Annotated in this window: 31 protein-coding genes; 21 read left to right on the top strand and 10 right to left on the bottom strand. The window is 35.9% G+C overall.

What is annotated here, in order from left to right; all coding sequences use genetic code 11:
• Positions 1–10: 10 nt before the first annotated feature.
• From AC3WV0_RS05940 to AC3WV0_RS05930, 3 genes are read left to right on the top strand one after another with little or no spacing between them, the layout of a single operon-like run.
• A complete protein-coding gene (locus AC3WV0_RS05940; RefSeq protein ID WP_488844862.1) occupies positions 11–988 on the top strand; it encodes an acyltransferase family protein in 978 nt (325 codons plus the stop codon).
• A 12-nt stretch (positions 989–1000) separates the two neighbouring features.
• Entirely contained in the window at positions 1001–1759 is a 759-nt protein-coding gene (locus AC3WV0_RS05935) for a glycosyltransferase family 2 protein (protein ID WP_488844860.1), read from the top strand.
• 9 nt (positions 1760–1768) lie between these two features.
• Positions 1769–2395 carry a deoxyuridine 5'-triphosphate nucleotidohydrolase gene (locus AC3WV0_RS05930; protein WP_488844858.1) on the top strand — a complete coding sequence of 209 codons (627 nt, stop codon included), beginning with the start codon at positions 1769–1771 and terminating at the stop codon, positions 2393–2395.
• On the opposite strand, the gene AC3WV0_RS05925 is transcribed toward AC3WV0_RS05930, so the two are convergent.
• From AC3WV0_RS05925 to AC3WV0_RS05905, 5 genes are all read right to left on the bottom strand, one after another.
• The gene (locus AC3WV0_RS05925) at positions 2387–3616 is read right to left on the bottom strand and encodes a 3-deoxy-D-manno-octulosonic acid transferase (protein WP_488844856.1); all 1230 of its coding nucleotides are present in this window, start codon (positions 3614–3616) and stop codon (positions 2387–2389) included. The two genes, AC3WV0_RS05930 and AC3WV0_RS05925, sit on opposite strands and share 9 nt — an antisense overlap.
• A 12-nt stretch (positions 3617–3628) precedes the next feature.
• The gene (locus AC3WV0_RS05920; RefSeq protein WP_488844854.1) at positions 3629–3967 is read right to left on the bottom strand and encodes a cupin domain-containing protein; all 339 of its coding nucleotides are present in this window, start codon (positions 3965–3967) and stop codon (positions 3629–3631) included.
• Positions 3964–4431, bottom strand: coding sequence for a DUF1648 domain-containing protein (locus AC3WV0_RS05915; protein WP_488844853.1), 468 nt, complete (start codon positions 4429–4431; stop codon positions 3964–3966). The genes AC3WV0_RS05920 and AC3WV0_RS05915 overlap by 4 nt, the downstream gene beginning before the upstream one ends.
• Positions 4432–4444: 13 nt before the next feature.
• Positions 4445–5164, bottom strand: coding sequence for a C40 family peptidase (locus AC3WV0_RS05910; protein WP_488844851.1), 720 nt, complete (start codon positions 5162–5164; stop codon positions 4445–4447).
• 77 nt (positions 5165–5241) lie between these two features.
• Positions 5242–5889 carry an O-methyltransferase gene (locus AC3WV0_RS05905; RefSeq protein ID WP_488844849.1) on the bottom strand — a complete coding sequence of 216 codons (648 nt, stop codon included), beginning with the start codon at positions 5887–5889 and terminating at the stop codon, positions 5242–5244.
• Positions 5890–6056: 167 nt separating this feature from the next.
• On the opposite strand from AC3WV0_RS05905, the gene AC3WV0_RS05900 reads away from it, so the two are divergent.
• The gene (locus AC3WV0_RS05900) at positions 6057–6209 is read left to right on the top strand and encodes a hypothetical protein (RefSeq protein WP_488844847.1); all 153 of its coding nucleotides are present in this window, start codon (positions 6057–6059) and stop codon (positions 6207–6209) included.
• Between the two features lie 59 nt (positions 6210–6268).
• On the opposite strand, the gene AC3WV0_RS05895 is transcribed toward AC3WV0_RS05900, so the two are convergent.
• The gene (locus AC3WV0_RS05895) at positions 6269–7102 is read right to left on the bottom strand and encodes an OmpA family protein (protein ID WP_066440732.1); all 834 of its coding nucleotides are present in this window, start codon (positions 7100–7102) and stop codon (positions 6269–6271) included.
• Positions 7103–7187: 85 nt separating this feature from the next.
• Between AC3WV0_RS05895 and tilS the strand changes: the two genes are divergently transcribed.
• The 6 genes from tilS to AC3WV0_RS05865 all read left to right on the top strand — a co-directional run bounded on the left by tilS (position 7188) and on the right by AC3WV0_RS05865 (position 13506).
• The gene (gene tilS, locus AC3WV0_RS05890) at positions 7188–8516 is read left to right on the top strand and encodes a tRNA lysidine(34) synthetase TilS (protein WP_488844844.1); all 1329 of its coding nucleotides are present in this window, start codon (positions 7188–7190) and stop codon (positions 8514–8516) included.
• Positions 8517–8518: 2 nt separating this feature from the next.
• Positions 8519–10597, top strand: coding sequence for a protein-disulfide reductase DsbD family protein (locus AC3WV0_RS05885; RefSeq protein WP_488844842.1), 2079 nt, complete (start codon positions 8519–8521; stop codon positions 10595–10597).
• 215 nt (positions 10598–10812) lie between these two features.
• Positions 10813–11340 (top strand): biopolymer transporter ExbD, encoded by a 528-nt coding sequence (locus AC3WV0_RS05880; protein WP_488844841.1) that lies wholly within the window; start codon positions 10813–10815, stop codon positions 11338–11340.
• A gap of 61 nt (positions 11341–11401) precedes the next feature.
• Positions 11402–11914 carry a hypothetical protein gene (locus AC3WV0_RS05875; protein WP_488844839.1) on the top strand — a complete coding sequence of 171 codons (513 nt, stop codon included), beginning with the start codon at positions 11402–11404 and terminating at the stop codon, positions 11912–11914.
• Between the two features lie 10 nt (positions 11915–11924).
• Positions 11925–12707: an alpha/beta fold hydrolase gene (locus AC3WV0_RS05870; protein ID WP_488844837.1), complete on the top strand. Its 783-nt coding sequence runs from the start codon at positions 11925–11927 to the stop codon at positions 12705–12707.
• Position 12708: 1 nt separating this feature from the next.
• A complete protein-coding gene (locus tag AC3WV0_RS05865; RefSeq protein ID WP_488844836.1) occupies positions 12709–13506 on the top strand; it encodes a patatin-like phospholipase family protein in 798 nt (265 codons plus the stop codon).
• 184 nt (positions 13507–13690) lie between these two features.
• On the opposite strand, the gene AC3WV0_RS05860 is transcribed toward AC3WV0_RS05865, so the two are convergent.
• Positions 13691–14698, bottom strand: coding sequence for a DHH family phosphoesterase (locus AC3WV0_RS05860; protein WP_488844834.1), 1008 nt, complete (start codon positions 14696–14698; stop codon positions 13691–13693).
• 218 nt (positions 14699–14916) lie between these two features.
• On the opposite strand from AC3WV0_RS05860, the gene rpmH reads away from it, so the two are divergent.
• Positions 14917–15075 (top strand): 50S ribosomal protein L34, encoded by a 159-nt coding sequence (gene rpmH, locus AC3WV0_RS05855; protein WP_007843334.1) that lies wholly within the window; start codon positions 14917–14919, stop codon positions 15073–15075.
• Between the two features lie 154 nt (positions 15076–15229).
• On the top strand, positions 15230–15940 hold the full coding sequence (locus tag AC3WV0_RS05850) for a cell division ATP-binding protein FtsE (protein WP_089998417.1): 711 nt from the start codon (positions 15230–15232) through the stop codon (positions 15938–15940).
• 136 nt (positions 15941–16076) lie between these two features.
• Here the strand turns inward: AC3WV0_RS05850 and AC3WV0_RS05845 are convergent, their stop codons facing one another.
• Genes AC3WV0_RS05845 through AC3WV0_RS05835 form a run of 3 tightly spaced genes read right to left on the bottom strand, consistent with a single transcriptional unit; the run spans position 16077 to position 18812 of the window.
• Positions 16077–16772 carry a tRNA1(Val) (adenine(37)-N6)-methyltransferase gene (locus AC3WV0_RS05845; RefSeq protein ID WP_488844832.1) on the bottom strand — a complete coding sequence of 232 codons (696 nt, stop codon included), beginning with the start codon at positions 16770–16772 and terminating at the stop codon, positions 16077–16079.
• Positions 16772–18226, bottom strand: coding sequence for a sensor histidine kinase (locus AC3WV0_RS05840; protein WP_488844830.1), 1455 nt, complete (start codon positions 18224–18226; stop codon positions 16772–16774). Before AC3WV0_RS05840 ends, AC3WV0_RS05845 begins: the two co-directional genes overlap by 1 nt.
• Entirely contained in the window at positions 18216–18812 is a 597-nt protein-coding gene (locus AC3WV0_RS05835; protein ID WP_488844828.1) for a riboflavin synthase, read from the bottom strand. The genes AC3WV0_RS05840 and AC3WV0_RS05835 overlap by 11 nt, the downstream gene beginning before the upstream one ends.
• Positions 18813–18861: 49 nt before the next feature.
• Between AC3WV0_RS05835 and pdxA the strand changes: the two genes are divergently transcribed.
• The 9 genes from pdxA (at position 18862) to AC3WV0_RS05790 (ending at position 26750) form a co-directional block, all read left to right on the top strand.
• Positions 18862–19953, top strand: a complete 1092-nt coding sequence (gene pdxA, locus AC3WV0_RS05830) for a 4-hydroxythreonine-4-phosphate dehydrogenase PdxA (RefSeq protein ID WP_488844826.1) — start codon at positions 18862–18864, stop codon at positions 19951–19953.
• 84 nt (positions 19954–20037) lie between these two features.
• Positions 20038–20562, top strand: a complete 525-nt coding sequence (locus AC3WV0_RS05825; RefSeq protein ID WP_488844824.1) for a YceD family protein — start codon at positions 20038–20040, stop codon at positions 20560–20562.
• A gap of 59 nt (positions 20563–20621) precedes the next feature.
• Positions 20622–20825 carry a 50S ribosomal protein L32 gene (rpmF, locus tag AC3WV0_RS05820; RefSeq protein WP_007843326.1) on the top strand — a complete coding sequence of 68 codons (204 nt, stop codon included), beginning with the start codon at positions 20622–20624 and terminating at the stop codon, positions 20823–20825.
• Between the two features lie 127 nt (positions 20826–20952).
• Positions 20953–21432, top strand: a complete 480-nt coding sequence (gene accB / locus AC3WV0_RS05815; protein ID WP_089998423.1) for an acetyl-CoA carboxylase biotin carboxyl carrier protein — start codon at positions 20953–20955, stop codon at positions 21430–21432.
• Between the two features lie 92 nt (positions 21433–21524).
• A complete protein-coding gene (gene accC / locus AC3WV0_RS05810; RefSeq protein WP_488844822.1) occupies positions 21525–22880 on the top strand; it encodes an acetyl-CoA carboxylase biotin carboxylase subunit in 1356 nt (451 codons plus the stop codon).
• Positions 22881–23168: 288 nt separating this feature from the next.
• On the top strand, positions 23169–24416 hold the full coding sequence (rocD, locus tag AC3WV0_RS05805) for an ornithine--oxo-acid transaminase (protein WP_488844820.1): 1248 nt from the start codon (positions 23169–23171) through the stop codon (positions 24414–24416).
• Between the two features lie 2 nt (positions 24417–24418).
• On the top strand, positions 24419–25207 hold the full coding sequence (locus AC3WV0_RS05800) for a glycosyltransferase family 2 protein (RefSeq protein ID WP_488844819.1): 789 nt from the start codon (positions 24419–24421) through the stop codon (positions 25205–25207).
• A complete protein-coding gene (locus tag AC3WV0_RS05795; RefSeq protein ID WP_488844818.1) occupies positions 25201–25965 on the top strand; it encodes a polysaccharide deacetylase family protein in 765 nt (254 codons plus the stop codon). The genes AC3WV0_RS05800 and AC3WV0_RS05795 overlap by 7 nt, the downstream gene beginning before the upstream one ends.
• Before the next feature lie 20 nt (positions 25966–25985).
• On the top strand, positions 25986–26750 hold the full coding sequence (locus AC3WV0_RS05790) for a glycosyltransferase family 2 protein (protein ID WP_488844816.1): 765 nt from the start codon (positions 25986–25988) through the stop codon (positions 26748–26750).
• Positions 26751–26754 lie beyond the last annotated feature (4 nt).

Below are 26754 nucleotides of genomic sequence, written 5' to 3'. Positions count from 1 at the left end.
AACAACACAAATGGTAACCATTACGAAAAATAATTTTGATTTTATCCGTGTTCTGCTCGCTTTTATTGTTTTCCTCGGTCATTTGGGAACATTAAGCGTTTCTGAAGAACTTGCATTTTTACAATACAGTCCCATAGAAATAGCTGTTTTTGGCTTTTTTGTTGTAAGCGGTTTTCTTATTGCAAGGAGCTATGAAAGATCTTCCGGTTTAAAAAGTTATCTAAAAAAAAGAATAAGAAGAATTGTACCGGCTTATCTGTTGGTGATATTTCTTTCTGCAACTTTGCTAAGTTTGGTAAGCACTTATTCTTTTACGGAATATTTCAGCGACCCTCAGGTTTATAAATATCTCTTCTGGAATTCTCTCTTTCTGAATTTTAAAGCACCCTGGCTACCAGGCGTTTTTGGAAATCAGGCCGTCAACGGGGCACTATGGACATTAAAAATAGAAATGTGTTATTACTTCTGTGTTCCGTTGCTCTTTCTATTATTCGGAAAAAATAATAAATACAGAAATATAAGTCTGATGATCATTTATTTTCTGTCACTTGTTTATCTTAATTATTTTGAATCAGTACATAAAATATCAACTGCAAAACAGCTACCGGGGTCACTTTCTTATTTTATTCCGGGTATGCTGATCTATTTTAATTTTGATTTTTTCATTAAGAATAAAAATACACTTTTTATCATCGCCCTTATGACAGTCTGGATTGATCTGATCTTTAATATCATCCTGCTTTCACCTATTATGATTGGCATTATTGTTCTGTACATTGCTTACTCTTTTAAATTCTTAAATAATTTCGGAAAGTACGGAGATTTCACTTATGGAATCTACATTTTTCATTTTCCGATCATCCGTGTTTTTACGACCCTGGGACTTTTTCAGGATTATAATCCTTACATCATGGCAATAATTTGCATGTTTGTCGTCGTTGCAGTAGGGATTTGTTCATGGCATTTTTACGAGAAAAAATTTTTATAAAATCCAACACAAATGACAGATCTTGTTTCCATTATCACTCCTTCTTTCAATTCTGCGGAATTTATTGAAGACACAATACAATGCGTACTTGACCAGACGTACAAAAACTGGGAATGGCTGATTACTGATGATCTTTCCCGGGATACAACCGTTGAAATTCTGAATAATTATAAGGATCCGAGAATAAAACTTCAGGTTCTTGAAAAAAATGGAGGCGCCGGAAATGCCCGGAATAAAAGCCTTGAAAGAGCACAGGGCAGATATATTGCCTTTCTTGATTCCGATGATTTGTGGTATCCTGAATATCTTGAAATAATGATCGATTATATGAAAGAAAAAAATGCGGAATTGGTATACTGCAATTATTCGCGATGTGATGAACATACCATGCAGCCCATCCTGAAAGATTTTGAAGCAGATACAATCGTTACGTTTTCCAATTTGCTTAAGACGTGCAGGCTCGCCCCGGTTTCGACGATGTATGATACTAAAAGAGTGGGTAAATTTTTCTTCCCGGTGAAGAGCAAACGTGAAGATCATGTTATGTGGCTGAATCTCCTTAAGGAAATTCCGGAAGGTTATCCTTTGAAGCAAACACTGGCCAAATACAGAATGCGTGAAAACAGCGTTTCACGGAAGAAAAAGAATATTATCAAAGATCAGTATCTGGTGTATAAAGATTTTATGGGATTTTCTACGGTTAAATCGTTGTATTATACCGCAAACTGGGCTTTAAACGGATTTTTAAAATATTCGAAATTTTTTAATTAATTTTAAAAAATGGAATATTCAAAAGAATTTAAAGAGGCCATAAGTAATTTTTCATCCATAGAGAAAGACCGGCTGATTTTCAGACTATTAAAGAAAGACCGTCTTTTATCTGAAAAATTATACTTTGAACTTATTGATCCTGAGACCACTGACAACAAAAGGGATGCGATGGAGGAAATTGTTGCAGAAAGAGTGGTAATGGCTTCAAAATACATCAGCAATCAAAAATATTTCCTGAGCATTATCAGGAAAATCAGTGCGGAAATTACGGAACACGTTAAGATCACAACAGATAAATTCGGAGAAGTATCACTTAATCTTCTGCTGATCAATAGAATCCTGGATTACAATGAAGATCTGAGCCGCCAGCGGTTTGATAATGTATACAAACTTTATCTTTACATCATCAATAAAACAGTGAAAGCGCTGCTTCTGACTAAAAAACTGGACGCAGATTACTGGATGGAAATCGATGAACATCTCGACGAGCTGAAAGGAAAAATTCTTGAGAATAATTATCTGTCAAAGCTTTTTATCAATAACGGGATCGATTTTAACTGGCTTACGAGTGATAAAATTCCCGAAAACTTTGACCAAATTATTAAGGAAATAAAAAATCAGGGCTTTTTAAGATAATATTTTACTGATAATCAGATTTGTAGAATCAGGTTTTTCATTCACAAATGTACGGGCATTCGCTGACATCGCAGTAAGAGTTTCCTCATTATTGATGAGAAACATCACAAAATCTGCAGCAAGACCGGTCGTTTCAAAAGATTTTCCTCCATCCGCAGAGATCAACTCATCAGCTTCCGGATTTTTGCGGTAATGATTTCCAAAAACCACAGGAACACCAAAAGTCGCCGCTTCCAGAATATTGTGCAGCCCGGCATCATGAAAACCACCACCTACAACAGCAATATCAGCATAAGAATATAATCTTGAGAGCAGACCTATACTGTCTATGATCAAAACTCTTGACCGGAAATTCTCATTTTTGTTTTTGATCTCACTGTATAAAATCGCATCCGGAAAAATCTGCTTTAAATGCTGAATCCTCTTCAGATCGTGCGGAGCAAGAATCAGCTTTGCATAAGGACTTCCCTGAATAACTTCCTCTGCGATTTTCTCTTCCGCCTGCCATGAGCTTCCGAAGACAACAGCTTTATCCCTTCCAATAAAATCTTTGATAAATGCTACGTGATTATCCTGTGTGTGCAATTGTTTTACCCTGTCAAACCTCGTATCGCCCGTTACGGAAGATCTTGTAAGACCTGCATTTTTAGCCAGCGCATAAGACATATCTGTCTGGTGGAAAAACCAGTCGATATTTTTTTGCAACTGTTTGACAAACCATTTACCGTACGAGGTAAAGAATGACTGCCTGTCATAGAAAAGTGCTGAAATAACGTATGTTTTCGCACCATTTTGTTTTAGCTCTTCCAGGAGATTGTACCAGTAATCGTATTTTACCGTATAGAAAATATCAACATTCATCTCAGATACAAATTCCTTAACATAAGATTTTTTATCAAAAGGAAGATAACAGATAACATCTGCAATAGTTTTTCGTTTTACAACATTTTCATATCCGGAAGGTGAAAAAAACGTGATGAGAATTTTATGATCAGGTAATTTTTCTTTCAATTTTTCCAGCACCGGAAGCCCCTGCTCATACTCTCCAAGGCTTGCAGCGTGCATCCAGATTATTTTATCAGATTTGGAAAATGCAGATTTTATTTTTTGTAAAGATTCTTTTCTTCCCTGAATTCCTTTTTTTGCCTTATCATTAAATAAAGAAAAAACCTTCATCCCGAAGATCAGCAGACTGATAAATATATTATAGAAAAATGCCATTCTAATTAATTTTTAAACTTCCGTTCTATCGTTGTTCGTTGACGGATTTGAAATTACCAAAAACTCCAAATTGCTCTCAGATTCATTAGAAATATAATGTTTTGATTTTGGTAAAATGGAAATACTTTCGCCTTCTTTTACAGAATATTTTTCATCATTAATATAAAAAACAGCCTCTCCTTTTAAGATATAAAAAAACTGTTCTGCATGATGATGAAAATGAAGCTTTTCGGCAGTTCCTGAAGGCATTATTTCCTGCTTAACAGAAAGATTTTCAGAATCCTTCAGAAGCCAGCTATCACAACCGTTTCCCCAAATATAATGTCCGGAATTAATTTTAGATTTAATCATTTAAAAACACCTACAAAAATGAACAAAATAATCAAACTGCCAATGACAGCAAATACAGATATTGGCAACGGAACTTTCGGCTTTGCATTTTCATCGGAGGAATACCTGAACATATAATCCTGAGCATTCAGAAAGATCAACAGAATGAGAACGAACAACCATCTTAGAAATATCTTCATGATAAGAAACTGTGCATGCTCATTTTCTTCAGTGATTTTTACTGGATAATTGGATGATTCAGGACTTCTCACAATAAATGCAAATAGTAAATACAGCGCCGAAACAATAATAGGCATTAAAAACGCATATTTTTTGCTTCCAAAATTATCAGCTTTGCCTTCAAAATCGAAATGAACAGGGATTGTTTCCGGTAAATTCCGGTAATGCTTTACAGTAAACCACCATAAAAAAGCCAGCAATCCAAAATTAAAAACATCAAATATCAGCAGAAAGACATTTTCCATTTCCGGTCGGTATTTAATTAACTACACTTTTTATAACTCTCAGTTTATGAGTATGCTTGTTCATTTCTTTGTTAAAGATTCCGGTAGAATCCAGCGTATCGATGCGCACTTTTCCGGAAGCATGAATGATTTTCTGGTTGTCCAGCATAATCCCGACATGAACTATTTTTCCTTCAGGATTTTCAAAAAAAGCGAGATCACCCGGCCGGCTTTCTTCGACAAACGTTAATGATTCACCGACCTCAACCTGCTGCGAGGTGTCACGGGGTAATTTTATATTATGAATTTTGTACACCAACTGGGTAAACCCCGAACAGTCTACCGCAAAAAAGCTTTTGCCTCCCCACAAATATGGAACATTCAGAAATTCTTTTGCCGTTAAGGCGATGCTTTCACGCACGTCATGGCTTCTTCTTGATGCGACTACAGGAAATTCAACTTCTGACCCCATAGAAAGCAAGGTCTTCCCGTCATTCATCAGCACAGAAGCAAAGTCTTCAGTAACAACAGTAACTTTACGATTTGAAAGCTCTTCATCACTTACGGGTTTCAGCTGCTTGGTATCCATCCATCCTTCATAGCCGTCGTAGTGCATCTTTATTCTGGTCCAGTTTCTATTCACTTCAAGAATATCGGCACTTTCGCCAAATAGTATTTCCGTGACAATTTCTGCTTTGTCAGAATTTTCTGCACGTACAGGTGCTACCGTAACAATACAAATTCCTTTATTCATCAATTTATATTAAAGGTTTTAGATTGAGGATAAGGTTTAGAAACTCTTATAATCATAGCCTTACACTCAGCATTATTCTATTTTCTGCGTAAAAAATTTACGCCGTCGCGCAAAGGTAAAATAAGATTTTCAAAGTCATCATCCTCAGCAATCAAATCATTGAGCTCTTTAATGATCTGTGTAGATTTTTGCTTTGGGTTTTCCTCCAGTACTTTACCATACCAAAGTACATTGTCGAACATAACAACAGACCCGGATTTTGTATGTGGCTTAATGAGCCTGAAATATTCTGCATAATTCTCTTTGTCTGCATCAATAAAAACAAGGTCAAAGAATTCGTCTGTTTCTTTTAAAAATTCTTTAGCATCCTGAAGTTTAAAATTGATTTGAGAAGAATATCCGCTTTCCGCAAAGTATTTTTTGGGAAGGTAGGCCAGATCTTCATTAACATCAAGAGTAGTGATTTTACCGTTTTCAGAAAGTCCGGCTGCAAGGCAAAGTGTCGCATATCCTGTAAATGTTCCGATTTCAAGGATATTTTCAGGTTTCATCATGCTGGAAATGATCGTTAATAATCTTCCCTGCTGATAACCGGAGATCATGTGTGGCTGAGTAGTTTTCTGGTAAGTTTCTCTTCTCAACTTTTTCAGAATTTCCGGCTCCCGGGAAGCATGTGTTTCCAGATACCTGTCCATCTCCGGATTCTTTTCTTCAAAAAAGCTCATTGTACAAATTTTGTTGATTCAAATTTACTTAAATATAAGCAAAAAGCATAAAGAATCCTAAAGATTCTGGCCATGTGAAAATCCACATAAAATTTACCGTGAAAATACGGATGTTCCGTTCGGCGAAATAGCTATACATTTGGATCAGGGTAAAAACACTAATAAAAATGGATGCAGGAGAAAAACAAATTAATTATGAGAAAAAGAGAAATGCATTATCCAGTGATAAAGCACACGCTCTTAAGAAAACTAAGCCGGAAACATCCAATTCATTTTTGCAGCGAATTATTTCGTTATTGAAAAAAGAAGAAATAATTTGATTAAAAAATAAATCCCGAATTGCTTCGGGATTTATTGTATTGATTGAATGTTGTTCTTATTATTTTTTTGGCGCGATGTCCATCAATTTCATGAATTCATCAAGTTTAGGCATGATGATGATTTCCGTTCTTCTGTTTTCAGCTCTTCCGGAAACGCTCATGTTTGTTGCTTTAGGATTATATTCAGATCGTCCACCGGCAGTAATTCTCGCAGGATCAACTCCGAATTGAGTCTGTAAAACTTTAGCAACCGCCGTACCTCTAAGAGCAGAAAGATCCCAGTTATCTCTAGGTAAGTTTGGAGAGTTCAGAGGAGCATTATCGGTGTTACCTTCGATCAATACAGAATATTTGTCGTAATCATTGATTACTTTAGCTACTTTTCCTAGCACTTCCTGTGCTGCAGGCAATACATTGTAATCTCCTGTTTTGTACAACATCTTATCTGAAAGTGAGATCATTACCACACCTTTAAGAACTTTTACCTGAACATCGCTGTCAGCCACGTTATCCAAAGATCTTTTAAGTTTGTTTGATAAAGCTAAATTCAAGCTGTCGTTTTTAGCATTGCTGGAAATCAATTGCTTGATGTATGAGTTTGAAGCATTGATCTCGCCTACCAACTTATCAATATTAGCAGAGCTTTTCCCGGTATTGGAAAGACATGCATCCAACGACGATTTTAAAGCATCATGCTGACTTTTCAGTAAGTTATTTTCGCTCGTTAAAGCAGAGTTCTGAGATTTCAGATCCTGAATCTCTCTCTGTCTTTCACCCACGTTTTCAATACATTGTTTGTAATTTGAGCTCAGTGCATCATACTGTTTTTTGCTGATACAAGATGTCATTCCCAACACCATTGCAGATACTGCTAAGATTTTAAAAATTTTCATAAATAATCATTTTTAGACGACCAAAGGTAGCAAAATTCATTTTAATTATATCGATTATCTTTGCACAAAGAAATTCTCAGCATATATGTTGGAAACGTCAGGCTTTAAAAATCAATTACAAAATCTTGTGCCGTCTTCTGCCACGGAAACCTATCTTCTGGCAGTAAGCGGCGGCGCAGATTCGATGGTTTTAGCGCACTGCTTTAATGATTTGGAATTACAATTTCAGGTTGCTCACATTAATTATAAACTCCGCGGTAAAGATTCTGATCTGGATCAGAAAGCAGTACAGGACTTTTGTAATAAAAATAATATTAAATTTCATTTATATGAAGTTTCTGACGAGGATAAAAAGCCTGATCATTCGATTCAGCTTTGGGCACGAGAACTGAGGTACAGATTTTTCAGCCAGGTTCAGGAAAAGGAAAACCTGAAATTTCTGGTCACCGCCCATCATTTGAATGATCAGCTGGAAACATTCATCATCAATCTTTCAAAAGCAGCCGGAATTAATGGTTTAAGCGGAATTCCCGCCAATGACAACAATATTCTACGCCCGCTTTTATCTTTTAGCAAAGAAGAGATTTATGCATTCGCCAAAAAAAATGAGATTGAATACCGCGAAGATCTTTCCAATCAAAAAAATGATTATTTAAGGAATAAAATACGAAATGAGATCGTTCCTAAATTATCAGAGACAAATGATCATTTTCTTGAAAACTTTAAAAAAAGTTCGGCATACCTAAACCAGGCAAAAGATTTTATACAGCAGCAGATCCGGGAAATTGAAAATCGCCTTACGCTATTTAACCCCTACCATAAAATTTTATCAAAAGATCAGCTTGATCGGGAAAGTGATTTCGTGAAATTTGAGATATTGAAAAAATACGGTTTTAATCAGGAAGAAGAAATTCCGAAAATTTTTAAGGCTGAAAACGGCAGTTCTTTTTTTTCTAAAGATTATCAGTTGATCGTAAATTATGACGAATTGGTTTTAATGGAAAGAAAGGCGGAAGATGAAAAATGGAAAAAAAATAATCCTGAAGAGATTCTTTTAATTGAAAAATTTGATTTTTCCGAAAACCAAATTTGTATTAATCTCGAAAATATAATTGAAATCGAATCAATCAATAAAAGCTTTGAGTGGGATTTTGATGCTGAAAAAATCCGCTTTCCATTACGACTGAGAAGACAAAAGGACAGCGATGAATTTTATCCTTCGGGATTTTCGGGGAAAAAGAAAGTTTCTAAGTTTTTTAGGGACGAAAAAATATCTATTTTAGCAAGGCAAAAAATATTGCTCCTGACCGACAGTGAAAATTCCGTACTCGGCGTGATTCCATACAGGCAGGACAGGAGAAATGCAGGAGATGAGAACTCCAGATATATTCTCAAAATTTTTAATAAGAAGTAAAAATGAAACTTAGAAACTGGTTTTTATTGGTTCTGTTGTTTTTAGCAACAGCAATTAATGCACAATTAAAGGATCCGATAAAATTTAAATTCAGCGTTAACGATCTTGGTAACAATCAGTATGAAGCTGTACTTAGTGGAATACTTGAAAACGGATGGCATGTATACTCGGGAATCCTCCCTAAAGACACGGCAATACCTACAAAATATACTGTATCAGGAAAAAATATTGAACTGATCGGCAAAGTTCAGGAAGCAGGAAAAAAACAAGAGGAATTTTCTGAAGCTTTCGACGCAAAACTGACATATTATTCCGGAAATGTTGTTTTTAAACAAAAGTTTAAGCTTAAAGATCCATCCAAACCAACAGAAGCAGTAGGAGAAGTTACATATCAAATCTGTGATGATCACACCTGTTTAGCACCCAACACTCTAGAATTCAACCAAAAAGTCACACCAAAAGGTGCTGCTCAAGAAACCAAGACAGATGAAGAAACGGAGCCTGCCAAAGATTCCGTAAAAAACCCTGTAGCCATTGAAATGGTAACAGAAAATCCGTCAAAAGGAGAAATCACTGTAACAGAAACATCAAAACTTGATCCTAAACAATTAAAAATAGAATCTATTGACTTTCAAAAGCCACTGACAGACTGCGGAACTGCTGCTGCAAAAGTAGATGAAAATTATTGGACCTATCTATTCCTCGGATTTATCGGGGGGCTTATCGCTTTACTTACGCCATGTGTTTTCCCGATGATTCCTTTGACAGTCTCATTCTTTACAAAAGGCAGCATGAATAAGGCGAAAGGAAAAAGAGATGCCTTTATTTATGGATTTTTTATTCTCCTGATTTTTGTTCTCTTAAGTGTTCCTTTTCACATTATTGACGGGATTGCAGGAAATATTTTCAACGAAATATCGACGAGCGTATGGCTGAATATCGCATTCTTCATCATATTCATTTTCTTTGCAGGAAGTTTCTTCGGATACTATGATATTACTTTGCCAAGCTCTATTGCAAACAAATCATCAAAAGCAGAAGAGGCAGGAGGAATTATCGGAATTTTCTTCATGGCTCTGACATTGGTAATTGTTTCATTCTCTTGTACAGGCCCTATTTTAGGAAGTTTATTAGGAAGTGCTGTGACAGGCTCGGCTAATGTTCCTATGCTGCTGACCTTTGCTTTGGCAGGTTTCGGGCTAGCTTGGGCAATCATTTTCGGATTGCTGGCTTTATTCCCGCAGGCATTGCAAAGTCTTCCTAAATCAGGAGGCTGGATGAATACGGTAAAAGTTGTTTTAGGTTTTGTGGAACTGGCTTTAGCATTGAAATTCTTATCTAAAGCAGACCTTGTTTCCAAAACATTCTTACTAAAAAGAGAATTGTTTATTGTTATCTGGGTCCTTGTGGCTTTAGGTTTAGCATTATATTTATTCGGAATCATCAAATTCCCGCACGACGATAAAAAGCCTAAAATTTCTGTTACCCGAAAAATTCTCGGTGTTTTGGGATTAGGATTCGTCATTTATCTTGTTCAGGGTTTGATCCCTTCTGATCGTCCTAAACTTCAGTTATTGAGCGGAATTTTACCTCCTTTAAATGTAAGTTATTTCCACGACGAAAAAGACGGAATTCTAGGAATGCATCCTGAACATGACTTCTTTAAAGCAGTGGAACTTGCTAAAAAGGAAGACAAACCGATCTTAATTGACTTCACAGGTTATGGTTGCGAAAACTGTCGAAAAATGGAAGAATTCGTATGGAGTGAGAGTGATATTTTACCGATTCTTCAGAATGATGTGGTGTTGGCCTCTCTTTATGTCGACGACAAAGAAGAATTGCCTGAAGATCAGAAAACAAAAATTGATCTTGGCGACGGACAGGTGAAGAAAGTAAAAACAATTGGTGACCGATGGAGCCTGTTCCAACAGGTGAATTTTAATAATAATTCCCAGCCGCATTATGTTCTGGTAACTCCGGACGGAAAAGTGATCAACACGCCGGTATCAGGATATATGCCTAAGGAAGATTTCAAAAAATTCCTTGAATGTGGAGTAAATTATTATAAAAAGAATAAATAGTTTTTCACTTTAAAATATACAAAGCCTTATCAGTTTTCCTGGTAAGGCTTTTTTAATAGATTGATTTTAAAATATTTAAATAAAAGTATAACAATTAAATATTAAATTAATACCATTTTCAATATTCAGGTACAAAATTTGTATAAATTTTAAATAATAAGCATATAATCGACACTCTTATTTTAAAATTGTTTAACATTTAAAAACTATTAATCATGGCTGAAGTAATTGCACAAGAGAAGCAAGGAGGAAGCAAACAAAGAAAAAAAATGATCAGAGTTGACATGACTCCAATGGTAGACTTAGGATTTCTATTGATCACTTTCTTTATGTTTACTACAAATTTTACAAAACCTAATGTGATGGATCTGGGATTGCCGGCGAAAGATCCGAATCATACACCAAAACCACCAATTGATATTGATGTAAATAATCAGGTTACATTTATTCTAGGAAAAGACAATAGAGTATTTTATCATCAGAAAACTAAAGAAGATTTAAATAAAAGTAATTTAAAAGAAACTGATTTCAGTGGAATTAATATTACCAAAATTATTTCAGAAGCCTATGACAAAGCTCCCAAAAAAGAAAATTTTACCATCATCATTGAACCTACAGATGATGCTAACTACAAGAATTTCGTAGATATTTTAGACAACATCGCGATTTCAAAGAAAGAACGCTACGGAGTTACCGACATTAAGCCGTGGGAAAAGAAAGTTTATGAAGAATTAACCAAATAAACATTAAAGGGCATTTTCAGAATGCTCTTTTTTTATTTACTTTTGAGTATAATTTTATTCAATGAAAAACTTTTTAACCGCAATAGCTATTACAGCATTATTTATTTCATGTTCTAAAAAAGAAGCCGCTTCCACCAATTCAAATCAGGCAGACAGCACAAAAATTATTGATTCGATCAATGCGGCGAGAACCAAGATTAACGACAGCATAAAATCTAAAAACCGGTTCAGAGATTTTAGCGGAAAACATACATTTACCCATAATTTAATTAACAAAAAAGGATCTGTAAATTTCACAAAAGTTGAAGGAGAAAGAGACCGTTATAAAGTTTCGGGAGAAATAAGATCCGGAAAAAATTATGTTACTATTGATGGTACTGCAAACGTTGTTTCGGATAAACACGTCAATTTTTCAGGAAACATTACACAAAGTATTTCTGAGTACGATAACGGCAAACCTTATGTACGGAACAAACCAAAAACCTTTATGTCCAAAGACGGCGGAAAAACATACAGACTCCAGGATATGGTAAATGGTTCGGGATTTGTTGACTATATTGATATTCATTTTTAATTACTGAATTATGCTGAACTTTGAAAGAAAAGGAAACGGAAAAGAAATATTGGTTCTGCTTCATGGCTTCATGGAAAATCTTTCCATCTGGAGCGATATGGAACCACACCTTTCTGAAAATTTTTCATTATTAAAAATCGATCTTCCGGGACACGGACAATCAGATATCATTGCTGAAGTTCAGACCATGGAACTCATGGCGGAAGAGGTAAAAAAAGTACTGGACGATCAGAATCTGCAAAAGATTCATCTGCTGGGGCATTCGATGGGCGGATATATTTCATTGGGATTCGCTGAGAAATATCCTGAATACTTAAAAAGTTTAACATTATTTTTCTCTACCTATTTACCCGACGACGCAGAGAAGAAACAGCAGCGCATCAAAAGCTACCGGATCATTGAAGACGCTTTTGCCCATTACGCACGAGCCGGAGTTCCCAATCTTTTTAACCCAAACGAGAGAGATGTTCTTGAGGGCAAAATAGAAACCGCCCTTGAAGTCGCATTATCGACCAACAATATGGGCGCTTTGGCTTCCGTAAAAGGAATGGTGGAAAGAACCGATAAAAAGCATATTCTTGAAAACCTTGACTGCAAAATTTTAGTTTTGGCAGGAAAACACGATAACGCAGTAAAAACAGAAACAATGATAAAAAACCTTCCGGACAGAACCAATATCAAATCTTATATTCTCGACTGCGGACACAACGGACATTGGGAAAAGCCCGCCATCTGTGCAGAAATCATCAATACAGAGCTTCTTCATAATTTACCGAAACATTTAGTTTTCTGATATGCTGGATTTCTTGTTTAAAAAAAAGAAACCGGTCATCGGACTGACACTTTCAGGCGGAGGCATGCGTGGAATTGCACACATAGCAGTTCTGAAAGCTCTGGAAGAATACAACCTGAAGCCGGACATCATTTCAGGAACCAGCGCAGGATCCATTGTCGGAGCCTTTTATTCTCTAGGAAAGACACCGGACGAAATGATGGAAATCGTGAAGCAGACTACTTTTTTTTCAAGATCTTATTTAAAGCTTTCCAAGAACGGAATTTTCAGCTCAAAATTTATTTTAAAACTGTTTATAGATCATTTTCCTGAAGACGATTTTAAAGTATTAAAAATTCCGGTGTATGTTGCCGCAACCGAAATGACCCATGGAATCGTGGATTTCTTTTCAGAAGGTGAACTTTTCGGGCCCTTGCTCGCTTCATCAAGTGTACCTTTTATTTTACCTCCGGTGAAAATCGGGGAGAAAATTTATGTAGACGGAGGCGTTTTAGACAATCTTCCGATTGAGCCTATTATGGATAAATGTGACTTTCTGATTGCTTCACACGTCAATTCCATCAGCTATGACAGCCTTGAAAAAATGAGTCTGATGAAAGAATTCGACAGAATCCTTCACTTAGCCATTGCCAAATCTGTTTATTCGAAAGCAAAATCCTGTGATATTTTCTTAGATCCGCCCAAAATGACAAAGTTCAGTTTATTCAATAAAAAATTCCTTGACATCATGTTCCAGGAAGTATATGAATATACCTGTAAAGAACTTGAGGAAAAAGGATATTCGCGGTTTCAGAGTTAAATTAAAGTTGAGAGTTTTAGTATATTAGAGTTGAAAGCGTGTTTTGCGAGGAGCGAAACGACGAAGCATTCTCAAAATAAAATTTAATTCTGAGTATCTTATTTAAACAATTATATGCAGATTTCAAATGACAACGAAACACAATTCCCATCGGACTAAGGCTTAATCTTAACCTAAACCTTAATTACAAACTTTCCTCCCCTTCTATTTTCAATTTAAATGTTTCAATTGTACCCTGAAGAGATTCGTATGATTTTCCTCCGGCTGCATTGATGTGTCCTCCTCCGTTAAAATATTTTCTTGAAAACTGATTGACATCCATATCATCTTTACTACGGAAAGAAATTTTAATGAAATTTTCATACAGATCTTCCATAAAGAAAGCTGCCATCTTCACTCCCATAATACTTAATCCGTAATTAACGAAGCCCTCCGTATCACCTTTCTGGAAACCATATTCTTTCAGTTCTTCCCTCGTGAGATAAAGAATTGCAACTTTACCTTCTTTCACAACCTCTATCCTGCCTAAAATCAAAGCCAGCAAATGAAGACGTGAAACTGTATTGGTATCCCATGTATTCGAAGTAATCATTGCCGGATCTGCTCCGTGCTCGATGAGATTAGCAATAATTCTATGCGTAGTTGCGCTGGTAGAGCGGAAACGAAAACCTCCTGTATCCGTCATAATTCCCGTATAAAGACATTCAGCAATATCTTTATTAACGAGTTTTTCGTCACCTAATGCTTCAATAAAATGATACACCATTTGGCACGTTGCAGGAATAATCGTGTTTGAATATACAAAATCAAACGGCTCAGGCTGCTGGTGGTGATCGATGAGAATTTTTTTTGCTTTTGAATTAACAAGCCAGTCTCCCAGCAAACCAATCCTTGAATGCGCATTGAAATCCAGGCAGAAAATAATATCCGCTTCACTGATAAGATCAGAGGCAACTTTCCTTTTATACTCGCCAATCAAAACCTTTTTAGCTTCCGGCATCCACTTCAGAAACTTGGGAAAATCATTAGGAACGATGACTTCTGCGAAAATTCCTTTTGCTTTAAGATAATGTTTTAAACCTAGGCTGGAACCGATAGCATCACCATCAGGATTGTAATGGGTAAGAATTACGATTTTGTTTTCCGGAGTCAGTAATGTATTGATTTCTAAAAGTTCCGCGGGTGTAAACATGGGATATCTCTTTTCTTTAAAATTAAGTTTCCAAAGATAGAGCTTTTAAATAAATCATAAAGTATTATTTTTGCATGTGGTAAATCCCCAACAAATGGGTTGATGTTGAATATCATCAAAAATTTCAAAAAAATATTAGTAAAGTTTGTAACTTTTAAAAAATTGCATATCTTTGCAACCTGAAAATTAATAGATAATTACGATTTAAACATATAGTAATGAGTAAAAGAACATTCCAGCCATCAGAAAGAAAAAGAAGAAACAAACACGGTTTCAGAGAAAGAATGTCTACGCCAAATGGAAGAAGAGTTTTGGCTGCGAGAAGAGCTAAAGGCAGAAAGAGTTTAACTGTAAGTGCATCACGCGCTAAGAGATAATCTTTTTATTATCATATACAAATCATGCTTGAAAAGAAGTTTTTCAGGCATTTTTTGTTGTTAAAATTTCCTAAAATTTAGGTTCTTTATTCTTCTTTTTCCTATTTTTAAAATCTGAAAATATTTTTTTTAGAAAGTACTTTAAAACTGAATTATGCCACATACACATATTGCCGGAGACAACATTATCAGCCTGCAGCACGCCAAGATTGCACAGAAAAACTTTACGGTGCTTTCCGATGTGAATCTGAATATCAAGAAAGGAAGATTCTGCTATCTTATCGGAAAAACAGGCTCCGGAAAAAGCTCATTGCTGAAAACATTGTACGGGCATATTCCTCTCGCCTCAGGACATGGAGCCGTTGTTGGCTTTGATCTTGCCAAGCTGAGAGCTTCCGACGTTCCGAATCTGAGAAGAAAGCTAGGAATTGTTTTCCAGGATTTCCAACTTCTTTCTGACAGAACGGTTGAAAAAAACCTGAAATTTGTACTGGAAGCAACCGGATGGAGTGACAAAGTAAAAATGGAAGACCGCATCAATGAGGTTTTAGGAAGTGTAAATATGAAAAGTAAAAAGCACAAAATGCCTCATGAGCTTTCCGGTGGAGAACAGCAGCGTGTGGCTATTGCAAGAGCTTTGCTTAACCATCCGGACTTAATTTTAGCCGATGAGCCTACAGGAAATCTCGATCCCGAAACATCCAATGAAATCATGACCTTACTAAAGCAAGTTGCTCTGGAGAACGGAGCCGCTGTAGTAATGGCCACCCATGATTATCATATGATCCAGAACTTCCCGGGAGAAGCCATCAGATGTGAAGACGGAAAAGTTTCTGTGCTGGATACTGCGGAATTATTTGAATAAATAATTTAACCATTAAGAACATTTAAGAAGTTAAGTTTTTTCTAGAAAAATCAAATAGATTTTTAAGCTTTAAAGCGGAACAATACTTAACATTCTTAACTCCTTAACAATTTGTTTAACGATTAAATAATATTTTTCACTTACGAAAAACATGAAACTCTTTGGTGAGTTCAAGATATTGGTCCGAGTATTGTCTCGGACTTTTTTCTATAATGAATTCAGATTCTTCCAATGATTTTTCCGTTAAAGAAAATTCGAGAATAAGTCTCTTAACATTTGAATTTACAATACCTAAAATGTTAATTTTCCGAATCAAAAATAGTTGATTTTCTTTGGCAATTTCCACAAAAACATTTCCTGCTTCAACAGGAATTATGACTGAAAAAATCCCATTTTTTGAAAGAAGTTCCGAAGATTTCGAAATTAACTGACGAAAGTTCAGCTCTACAGTCTGTCTTGCAATTTTATCTTTTTCAGAACCTGATGCTTCAAAATAAGGTGGATTAGAAACAATTAAATCAAATCTTTCAAGTGCTTCAAATTCTTTGAAATCCTGATGCACATTTTTTAATCTAGCCGAAAATGGCGAATTTTCAAAATTAATTTTGGTGAGATCTGCCGCCTCTTTATTAATATCGATTCCAAAAAAATTGGCTTCAGGATTTCTCTGGGCGAGCATTAAGGTGATCAACCCTGTTCCAGTCCCAATTTCGAGAACATTGAGAGCTTGACCCACACCCGATAAAGCACCAAGCAAAACACCGTCTGTTCCTACCCGGAAGACCTCTTTCGACTGCTGAATAACAAATTGTTTAAACGTAAATGATTTCACTATAAATTCGTAGGCAAAGTAATAGTGAATGTAGAACCTTTTCCAACTTCAGACTTTACGGTAATTTCTCCTTTATAATCTTCCACCATTTTTCTGACCATAGACAAACCTAAGCCCATCCCGCTATTTTTGGAGGTGAAATTGGGTTCAAAAATTCTTTCATAAATATTTTCAGGAATTCCGATGCCATTATCCTGAACGGAGATCATTACCCGACGCTGATGTTGTTCTACGTCAACATTAATGATCAGTTTTCTTTCATCGCTTTCCGCCTGTTTGGCATTGGTAACAAGATTGGTAATAATTCTGGACAGATAAATCCTGTCCATATTGATCATAATATTACTTTTGTTTGAATGCATAAAAATGCTATCGTCATTGAAAACGCGCAGAATATCTTCAACCTCATTATTAAGATTTATGATTTCATTATTCTTCTCAGGAAGTTTGGCAAATTCGGAAAAAGCGGAAGCAACAGTGGCGATAAGATCAATCTGATCGACCATCGTTTTACTCATTTGTTTTACTTTTTCTTTTATATTAGGATCTTCCGGATTAAATTTTCTTTCAAAATTCTGGATCGTAAGCTTCATCGGCGTGAGCGGATTTTTCACTTCATGAGCCACCTGTTTGGCCATTTCCCTCCAAGCTTCTTCAGATGCTTTAAAACGCAACCTCTCCTTTTGGTCCTGAATCTGAAGAATCATCCTGTTATAAGCCCTTGCCAAAGCATTTAATTCATCATTTTTATAATATCGGATCGGGCGCATTTCATTTTCAAACAATGTAATCCGCGTGATCATATCAGAAAACTTCGTGATATTTTTAGCAAGACTATTTGACATAACCCAGCTGAACCACACGCTGAATAAAATAAGAATGATATCAACAAGGATAATATATTTTACATAAGTATTTAGAACATCAAAATAGGCAGATTCATTATGGTATAAAGGGATATATACAATCGCAATCGGCTCAAGATCATTGTTTTTCAGTAATAAATAAGAAGAAGTAAGTACGGCATCCCGTGATGCATCGTAACCTTTGATATCAACCCTGGCTTTGGTCGACAGAATCCTGTTGACAATATTAATCGGTATCTTTTTCTGTTCTACCAGGCTTTCTTCTTTGTTTGAAAGTAAATAATTTCCTTTTAAGTCGTATAGAATAATGTCATGCTGGTTAATATCTGCAATTTCGAAAATCTTGTTATCAAGAAGACTGGGAAGATCTTTGGTTTCGGTATGTTTCATGCTTACTGCATAATCCAGATACCGAATCACAGCACCGGTTTTTTCCTGCATATCAATCCTGCTTTTCTGTACAGAATTTTCCCTGAGAACAAAATACGGAACCAGCGAAGAAGCCACTACACTTAAAAGACATACCAACAAGAATCCGAAAAAGACACGGTTTCTTAAGCTATATCCTTTATACATACTAATTGACATTCTGTTTTTTAATTAACCTAGCAATATACTTACCAATTATATCAAATTCTAAATTAACTTTATCACCTTTTTTTAAATATTTCATATTGGTAAATTCCCAGGTATATGGGATAATCGCTACAGAAAATCGGTTATCTTCACTCTTGGCCACCGTAAGGCTGATCCCATTTACAGTAATAGATCCCTGAGGAACCGTTACAAAACTTCCGTCACTTTCGTATGACATGGTGATGAAATAACTTCCGTCTTTATTTTCAATGCTCACAACTTCACCTGTTTTATCAACGTGTCCCTGTACGATATGGCCATCCAGTCTACCATCCATTTTCATGCATCGTTCAAGGTTTACTACAGTTCCCAACTCCCATTTTCCAAGGTTTGTTTTTTCTAACGTTTCGTTGATTGCTGTTACGACGTATTGGCTTCCATCGATCTTCACCACCGTAAGACAACAGCCATTATGGGCTAAACTCTGATCGATCTTTAATTCATGCGTAAAAGGACAGGTTAACGTAAAATCAATATTGCTTCCCTTTTCTTCAATCTTCTCAATTATCCCAACTGCTTCAATTATTCCTGTGAACATATTATTTTTTGCTAAATTTGTAGTTTATTAATCTTCAAAGATAATCAAAATGAGCCCAAAAAACCATAAAGTACGAGTAGGAATTTCAATAGGAGATTTCAACGGCATCGGTCCCGAAATCATCATGAAATCCCTGGCAGACAAAACCATTACGGATTTTTTCACCCCCGTAATTTTTGGTTCGGGAAAATTATTTACTTTTCAGAAAAACATTTTTAAGCTGAATCTGAATTTCAATTATATCAATGAAGCATCCCAGGCACAGGCAGGAAAGCTGAATATGGTAAATCTTGTAAAAGAAAATTCTATGGTAGAGCTCGGTACACCAACAGAAGAATCTACCAAAATGGCAATTGATTCTCTTGAAGCAGCCACAGAAGCTTTACTGAAAGGAGAGATTGATGTTCTGGTAACTGCCCCAATCAACAAGGATGAAATGGTAAAAATGGGCTTTAAACATGCTGGCCACACTGGATATTTTGAAGAGAAATTTAATAAAAAGGGATTAATGTTCCTTGTCACGGAAGATCTGAAAGTGGCTGTATTGACACATCATATCCCAATCGCACAGGTTGCTGAAAATATTTCCAAGGAAAAAATTAAAAAGCAGATCAGAGTTTTAAACCAGACTTTAATTGAGGATTTTAATATTTCAAAGCCAAAGATTGCTGTTTTAGGGTTAAATCCCCATGCAGGTGATGGCGGCGTGATCGGAAAAGAAGAAATTGAAATTATTGCTCCGTCCATCAAAGAACTTTCAGATAACGGAATCCTGGCGTTTGGCCCCTTCCCTGCCGACAGCTTTTTCCAGCCGGGAAAATATAAAAGCTTTGATGCGGTTTTAGCAATGTATCATGACCAGGGCTTAGCTCCCTTCAAGACGTTGGCTTATGAAGAAGGCGTGAATTATACTGCGGGACTTCCTTTCATCAGAACATCACCCGATCACGGCACAGCCTACGATATTGCAGGTAAAAATATAGCTGATGAACAAAGCTTTACGGAGGCGATCTTCACGGCCATTAAAATTTTCAAAAACAGAAGTGAATACAACGATTTGATGAACAACCGACTGCAACCAAGAAAAATGGCTGTAGACAACGGAATAGATGAAGATTTGCCGGACGAATCTGAAGGCTAAATCTTTAATACAGATTTTAAATTAATTTGTTTTAGAATTTATTTGTTATTATAAAAAAATTGCATATTTTTGCACACTCATTTTATGGACAAGTTAAGAAACTATGATGTAAGCTTTTCCGGGTTAAAAACCGGCAAGCACGAGTTCAGGTTTGAGATAGATAAGGAGTTCTTTCAATTATTTGATACTGAACAGGAATTTACAAATCCAAGAATTTTAGTAAATGTTTTATTAGATAAGCATTCTACTTTTCTGGAGTTTGAAATTAAAGTACATGGTACGGTAGAACTTGTTTGTGACATCACAAACGAAAATTTCGACCACCCCATCGAAAATGAAATCAAGGTTCTGGTGAAATTCGGAGAAGAATATGACGACAGCGAGGAAGATGTAATTACGATTCCTTCAAGTGATCATGCATTCAACATAGCACAGCTGATCTACGAAAATGTTGCACTTTCTATTCCGATGAAAAAGATATCACCGAATGTAAGTGATGAAGATCTTGCCATCCTTGAGAAGTTCAGTCCAAAAGAAACTCATGAAGAGGAAGAACATGAAAGCGACCCGAGATGGGACGCATTAAAAAATTTAAAGAATAAAAATTAAATAGTTTAATGATGAGATGATGAATCTCATCGCTCATCAATTAAAAAAGTTATTAGAAAATGGCACATCCAAAGAGAAGACAGTCGTCTACAAGAAGAGATAAGAGAAGAACTCACTACAAAGCTGTAGTTCCTCAATTAGCTAAAGATGCAACAACAGGAGAGCTTCACCTATATCACAGAGCTCACTGGCATGAAGGAAAACTTTACTACAGAGGTAAAGTAGTATTGGAAAAAGAAGTAGCAACTACTGAAGAAAACTAAGAGTCGCTTTTCACTGAAAAACACTCGTTTTTATACAAAAACCGCCCGATTTTTATAAAATTTGGCGGTTTTTTGTTGTTTTTTACGATTTTTTGGTATCTTTGACCCAAAATCAAATATCAATTTTATGGACATTAAAGACATCCAAAATCTTATTAAGTTTGTGTCTAAAGCAGAAGTTTCTGAAGTAAAATACAAAACTAAAGATTTCGAAATCACTATTAAAACTCCATTAGCTGGAAGCGAAGTGGCTTATGCTCAGCCTGCAGTTTACCACACTGCACCTCAACAGGTAGCTGCTGCTCCGGCACCTGCTGCAACTCCTGCTCCGGCACAAACCACTGAAGCTGCATCTGATGATAGTAAATATGTAACCATCAAGTCTCCTATGATCGGTACTTTCTACAGAAAACCATCTCCGGATAAAGACGTGTTCGTAAATGTTGGTGACGAAGTTTCTAACGGAAAAGTTGTTTGTGTTATTGAGGCGATGAAATTATTCAACCAGATTGAATCTGAAGTAAGTGGAAAAATCGTTAAGATTTTAGTTGATGATGCTACACCGGTAGAATACGACCAACCTTTATTCTTAGTAGATCCATCTTAAGGAATTTTAGATTACAGATTATAAATTTTAGATGAAACTTTTTTCATTTAAAATAATTTAAAATTCAAAATTTATAATTTAAAATTTCGAAGATGTTCAAAAAAATATTAATAGCCAATCGTGGCGAAATTGCAATGCGTATTTTACGTACTTGTAAAGAAATGGGGATCAAGACCGTTGCAGTTTATTCAACTGCAGATAAAGACAGTCTTCATGTAAGATTTGCTGACGAAGCGGTGTGTATCGGTCCTGCAATGAGTAAAGACTCGTACCTGAAAATCCCTAATATTATTGCTGCTGCTGAAATCACCAATGCAGACGCTATCCACCCGGGATACGGATTCTTATCCGAGAACGCGAACTTCTCAAGAATCTGTCAGAAGAACGGCATTAAATTTATTGGTGCCAGTCCAGAGCAAATCGAGAAAATGGGAGACAAAGCCAATGCTAAAGCCACTATGAAAGCGGCTGGCGTACCTTGTGTACCTGGTTCTGACGGTTTGATCGAATCTTATGAAATTGCCGCTAAAACTGCTGAAGAAATCGGATATCCGGTAATGATCAAGGCAACAGCCGGTGGCGGTGGAAAAGGAATGAGAGCCGTATGGAAAGCTGAAGACCTTAAAGATCACTGGGAATCTGCAATTCAGGAAGCTGTAGCTGCATTCGGAAACGGAGGCATGTACATGGAAAAACTGATTGAAGAGCCCAGACATATTGAAATACAGGTTGCGGGTGACCAATACGGTAAAGCATGTCATCTTTCTGAAAGAGACTGTTCGGTTCAGAGAAGAAACCAGAAACTGACGGAAGAAACTCCTTCTCCTTTCATGACAGATGAACTTCGTGAGAAAATGGGTGAAGCTGCTGTAAAAGCTGCTGAATTTATCGGATACGAAGGAGTGGGAACTATTGAATTCCTGGTAGATAAGCACAGAAATTTCTATTTCATGGAAATGAATACAAGAATCCAGGTAGAGCACCCGATCACTGAACAGGTAATTGATTATGATCTGATCAGAGAACAGATTCTTTTGGCTGCAGGAACTCCAATTTCAGGAATTAATTATTACCCTAAATTGCATTCCATCGAATGTAGAATTAATGCGGAGGATCCTTACGCTGATTTCAGACCGTCTCCCGGAAAGATCACTGGCTTGAATATTCCTGGCGGACACGGTGTAAGAGTTGATACACACGTTTATTCAGGATATACCATTCCTTCTAATTACGACTCAATGATTGCAAAGTTGATCACTACGGCCCAAACCCGTGAAGAAGCTATTGCTAAAATGAGAAGAGCGTTGGAAGAATTTTATATTGAAGGAGTAAAAACGACCATTCCTTTCCACAGACAACTGATGGATAATGAAGATTATCTTTCAGGAAATTATACAACAAAATTCATGGAGGATTTTGTAATGGACAGAAAATATGATAATCATTAAGATTAATTGTATATAATTTGTAAACCGTTCTTTTTTAGAGCGGTTTTTTTATAAAAATTTTCCAGAGTTCAGAACTTTGCGAAATTGACCAACCGCCAAAATTAATAAATGTTAAAATTTATTTTTTTAAAGATATAATAACTATAACTGATTATTTGTGTGAGAAATATTCTCTGATTCACTTTTCCAACGCACTTAAAAGTTCTTAAAATCCTTTATTTTTCAGCATTAGCCTTCTGTTTACTCATCTCGTTTATAATGTTTACATTTGCGGCAAAACCAACATATATGTCAACAGCAGAAACAGTTAAAGATTCACAATATTTTATCGACCTTGAAGACAAGCACGGCGCACACAATTACCACCCTCTTCCCGTAGTTTTAGACAAAGGAGAAGGTGTTTTCGTCTGGGATGTGGATGGCAAGAAATATTATGATTTTCTTTCAGCTTATTCTGCTGTAAATCAAGGACATTCACACCCAAAAATTGTAAATGCTTTGGTGGAGCAGGCTAAAAAATTAGCTTTGACATCAAGAGCTTTCTACAATTCTAAGCTGGGAGAATACGAACAAAAGATCACGACCCTTTTTGGTTTTGATAAAGTTTTACCCATGAATTCCGGAGCAGAAGCGGTGGAAACAGCTGTAAAATTAGCCAGAAAATGGAGCTATGAAGTAAAAGGAATCTCTGAAAACTCGGCTAAGATTGTTGTTTGTGAAAATAATTTCCACGGAAGAACGACTACGATCGTTTCCTTTTCTAATGATCCTGATGCCAACCAGAATTATGGCCCTTTTACACCGGGATTTATTAAAATTCCTTATAATGACATTGCTGCGCTGGAAGAAGTTCTTAGCCGGGAAGCAAAAAATATTGCTGCGTTTTTAGTAGAGCCTATCCAAGGAGAAGCAGGAGTTTATGTTCCTAATGATGGTTTCCTTAAAAATGCTTCTGAATTGTGTAAAAAGCATAATGTTCTTTTCATCGCAGATGAAGTTCAGACAGGAATTGCAAGAACAGGAAAACTGATTGCCTGTCATCATGAAGACGTACAGCCTGACATTCTGATTTTAGGAAAAGCACTTTCAGGAGGAATGTATCCGGTTTCTGCAGTTTTGGCCAATAATGAGATTATGAATGTCATCAAACCTGGACAGCACGGTTCTACGTTCGGAGGAAATCCTATTGCCTGTGCCGTAGCCGTAGCGGCTCTCGATGTTGTACAGGATGAGAATTTATCTGAAAGAGCCGAAGAATTGGGTAAATTATTCAGAGCTGAAATTGAAAAAGTGATGGAAAAAACCACACTCATTACAAAAGTAAGAGGAAAAGGCTTATTGAATGCTATTCTGATCAACGATACTCCGGAAAGCTCAACAGCCTGGAATATTTGTTTAAAATTAAAAGAAAACGGACTTTTAGCTAAACCAACCCACGGAAATATCATCAGACTGGCTCCGCCATTGGTTATTACCGAAGAGCAGCTGATAGACTGTGTGAAAATCATTGAGAAAACCATTCTTTCATTTCAATAGAAATGGCACTTTCCCTTGCGGTTATTACTTACAATGAAGAAGATAATATTGTAAGACTTCTAGATTCAATCTCCGAGATTGTTGATGAAATTATCATTGTAGACAGCCTTTCGACAGACAGAACGAAAGAAATCTGCATGGAAAAATATGCTAAGGTAAAATTTTTTGAAAAGAAATTTAATGGGTATGGCGAACAGAAAAATTATGCCTTGGAACTTTGCTCCGGAGAATGGATTCTTTTTCTGGATGCCGATGAAGTGCCTGATGAAGATCTGAAAAAAACAATACAAAGAATTACTTCAGAACAAAATCCAGAATTCTCGGTTTACAAGGCAAAATATAACAATCATCTTGGCATTCATCTGATTAAATTTGGAGGGTGGGGAAATATATGCAGGGAAAGACTCTTCAGAAAGGATTCTGCCAGATATTCTGACGATAAGGTACATGAATTTCTGATCACGAATGAAAAAGCAGGTCTTTTAGATGGAAAAATAGATCATTACACCTATAAAAGCATTCATCATCATATCTTGAAGATTAACAGATATTCTGATATGATGGCAGAAAAAATGTATGAACGCGGTAAGAGATATCAGAATTTCAAAATTATTGTAAGTCCTGTTTTTGAATTTATTAAAGTATTCATATTCAAACTAGGATTTTTAGATGGCTTTGCAGGTTTTTATGTAGCTAAAACGATGTCTTATTATACTTTTTTAAAATACATAAAATTACGTGAGAAAATAAGGATCACTGAAATCAGTAAAAAATGTGGCGACTTATGCTAATTCTGTATTTGATTTTTATTGCATTTTTATTTCTTGCACTATATTTCAGAATTTTTCTTTTTCTTTTTCCTAAAAACCGACTGATCATTTTAATGTATCATCAGATTGCAGAAAAGAGCACTGAAGATCTTACGGTAAGTGTGAAAAATCTGGAGGAACAATTTAAATATGTAAGCAAAAAAAAATATACTTCTAAGTTTTTCAACGAATTACATACTCCGTCCAAAAGAAGTATCATTATCACATTCGATGACGGGTATAAAAATAATGAGGTTTACCTTCCTGCTTTATTGGAAAAATATAAGCTGAAAGCAACCATATTTATCCCCACAGAATTTATTCAGAAAGGATATAAAGATAACGAAATGATGACTTTTGAAGACATCAGAAATCTCAACAGGGATTATTTTGAAATTGCCCTTCACAGCCATTCTCATCAAAACTTCAGAAATGTTTCTGCTGACTTTATAGAAAATGATCTTCAAAAAAATATGCAGATTCTTGATAATGAAAATATACAATATTCAAAAGTCCTGGCGTATCCTTATGGGAAATATCCTAAAAAGAATCCTGAAAAAGCTGGTGTTTTTTCAGTTTTTCAACGCTTAGGTATTCTTTATGCCGTAAGAATCGGAAATAAAATCAACTATTTTCCTTCACAAAACCCTTATGAATTGTGCAGAATAGATATAAAGGGAAAAGACACGCTGATACATTTCAAATTAAAACTTATCTTTGGTAGATTAAAAATGTTTTAGGAAAGATAAATTAATTGGTAATGACAGAACAAGGTGTGATGAATGTAAGTGGCTTAATCATAACCTATAACGAAGAAAAAAACATTCAGGAAGTACTGGAATGCTTTGATTTCTGTGACGAAATAATCGTGGTAGATTCATTCAGTACGGACAAAACTGTAGAGATTGCACAGCAGTTTCCGAAAGTAAAGATCATTCAAAACAGATTTGAAGACTTTACAAAGCAGAGAAATATCGCATTAGACGCTGCAAAAAACGATTGGGTATTATTTCTTGATGGAGATGAAAGAATCACTGCCCCATTAAAAAAAGAAATTATAGAAGAGCTCAAAAAAACAGCTCCAAAAGACGCTTATTATTTTTATCGGAAATTTTACTTTGCTGAAAAACCCATTCATTATTCTGGGACACAGACTGACAAGAATTTCAGGCTATTCAGAAAGTCTAAGGCCCGATATATCACCGGAAAAAAGGTTCATGAAACACTGCATGTTAACGGAACTATCGGCGAAATGAAAAATAAGCTCCTGCACTTTTCCGTTAGTGATTATGAGTCTTATAAAACAAAAATGATCCATTACGGAATTCTGAAAGGGCAGGAACTGGCCGCCAGAGGAAAAAAATATAATCGCATTTCTCAATATTCCAAAACAGCTTTTAAATTTTTTAAGGCATACATTTTGCGTTTAGGTATTCTTGACGGAAAAGAAGGCTACCAGCTTTCTTATCTGCAATCCTTAAGTGTTTTTGAAACTTATGAATCATTAAAAAAGGAGCAAAACTAAGTGA

It is taken from the genome of Chryseobacterium sp. 27AL (assembly GCF_057815395.1).
The sequence above is the reverse complement of the archived record's forward strand: the minus strand, read 5'-3'. Positions and strand labels throughout refer to the sequence as shown.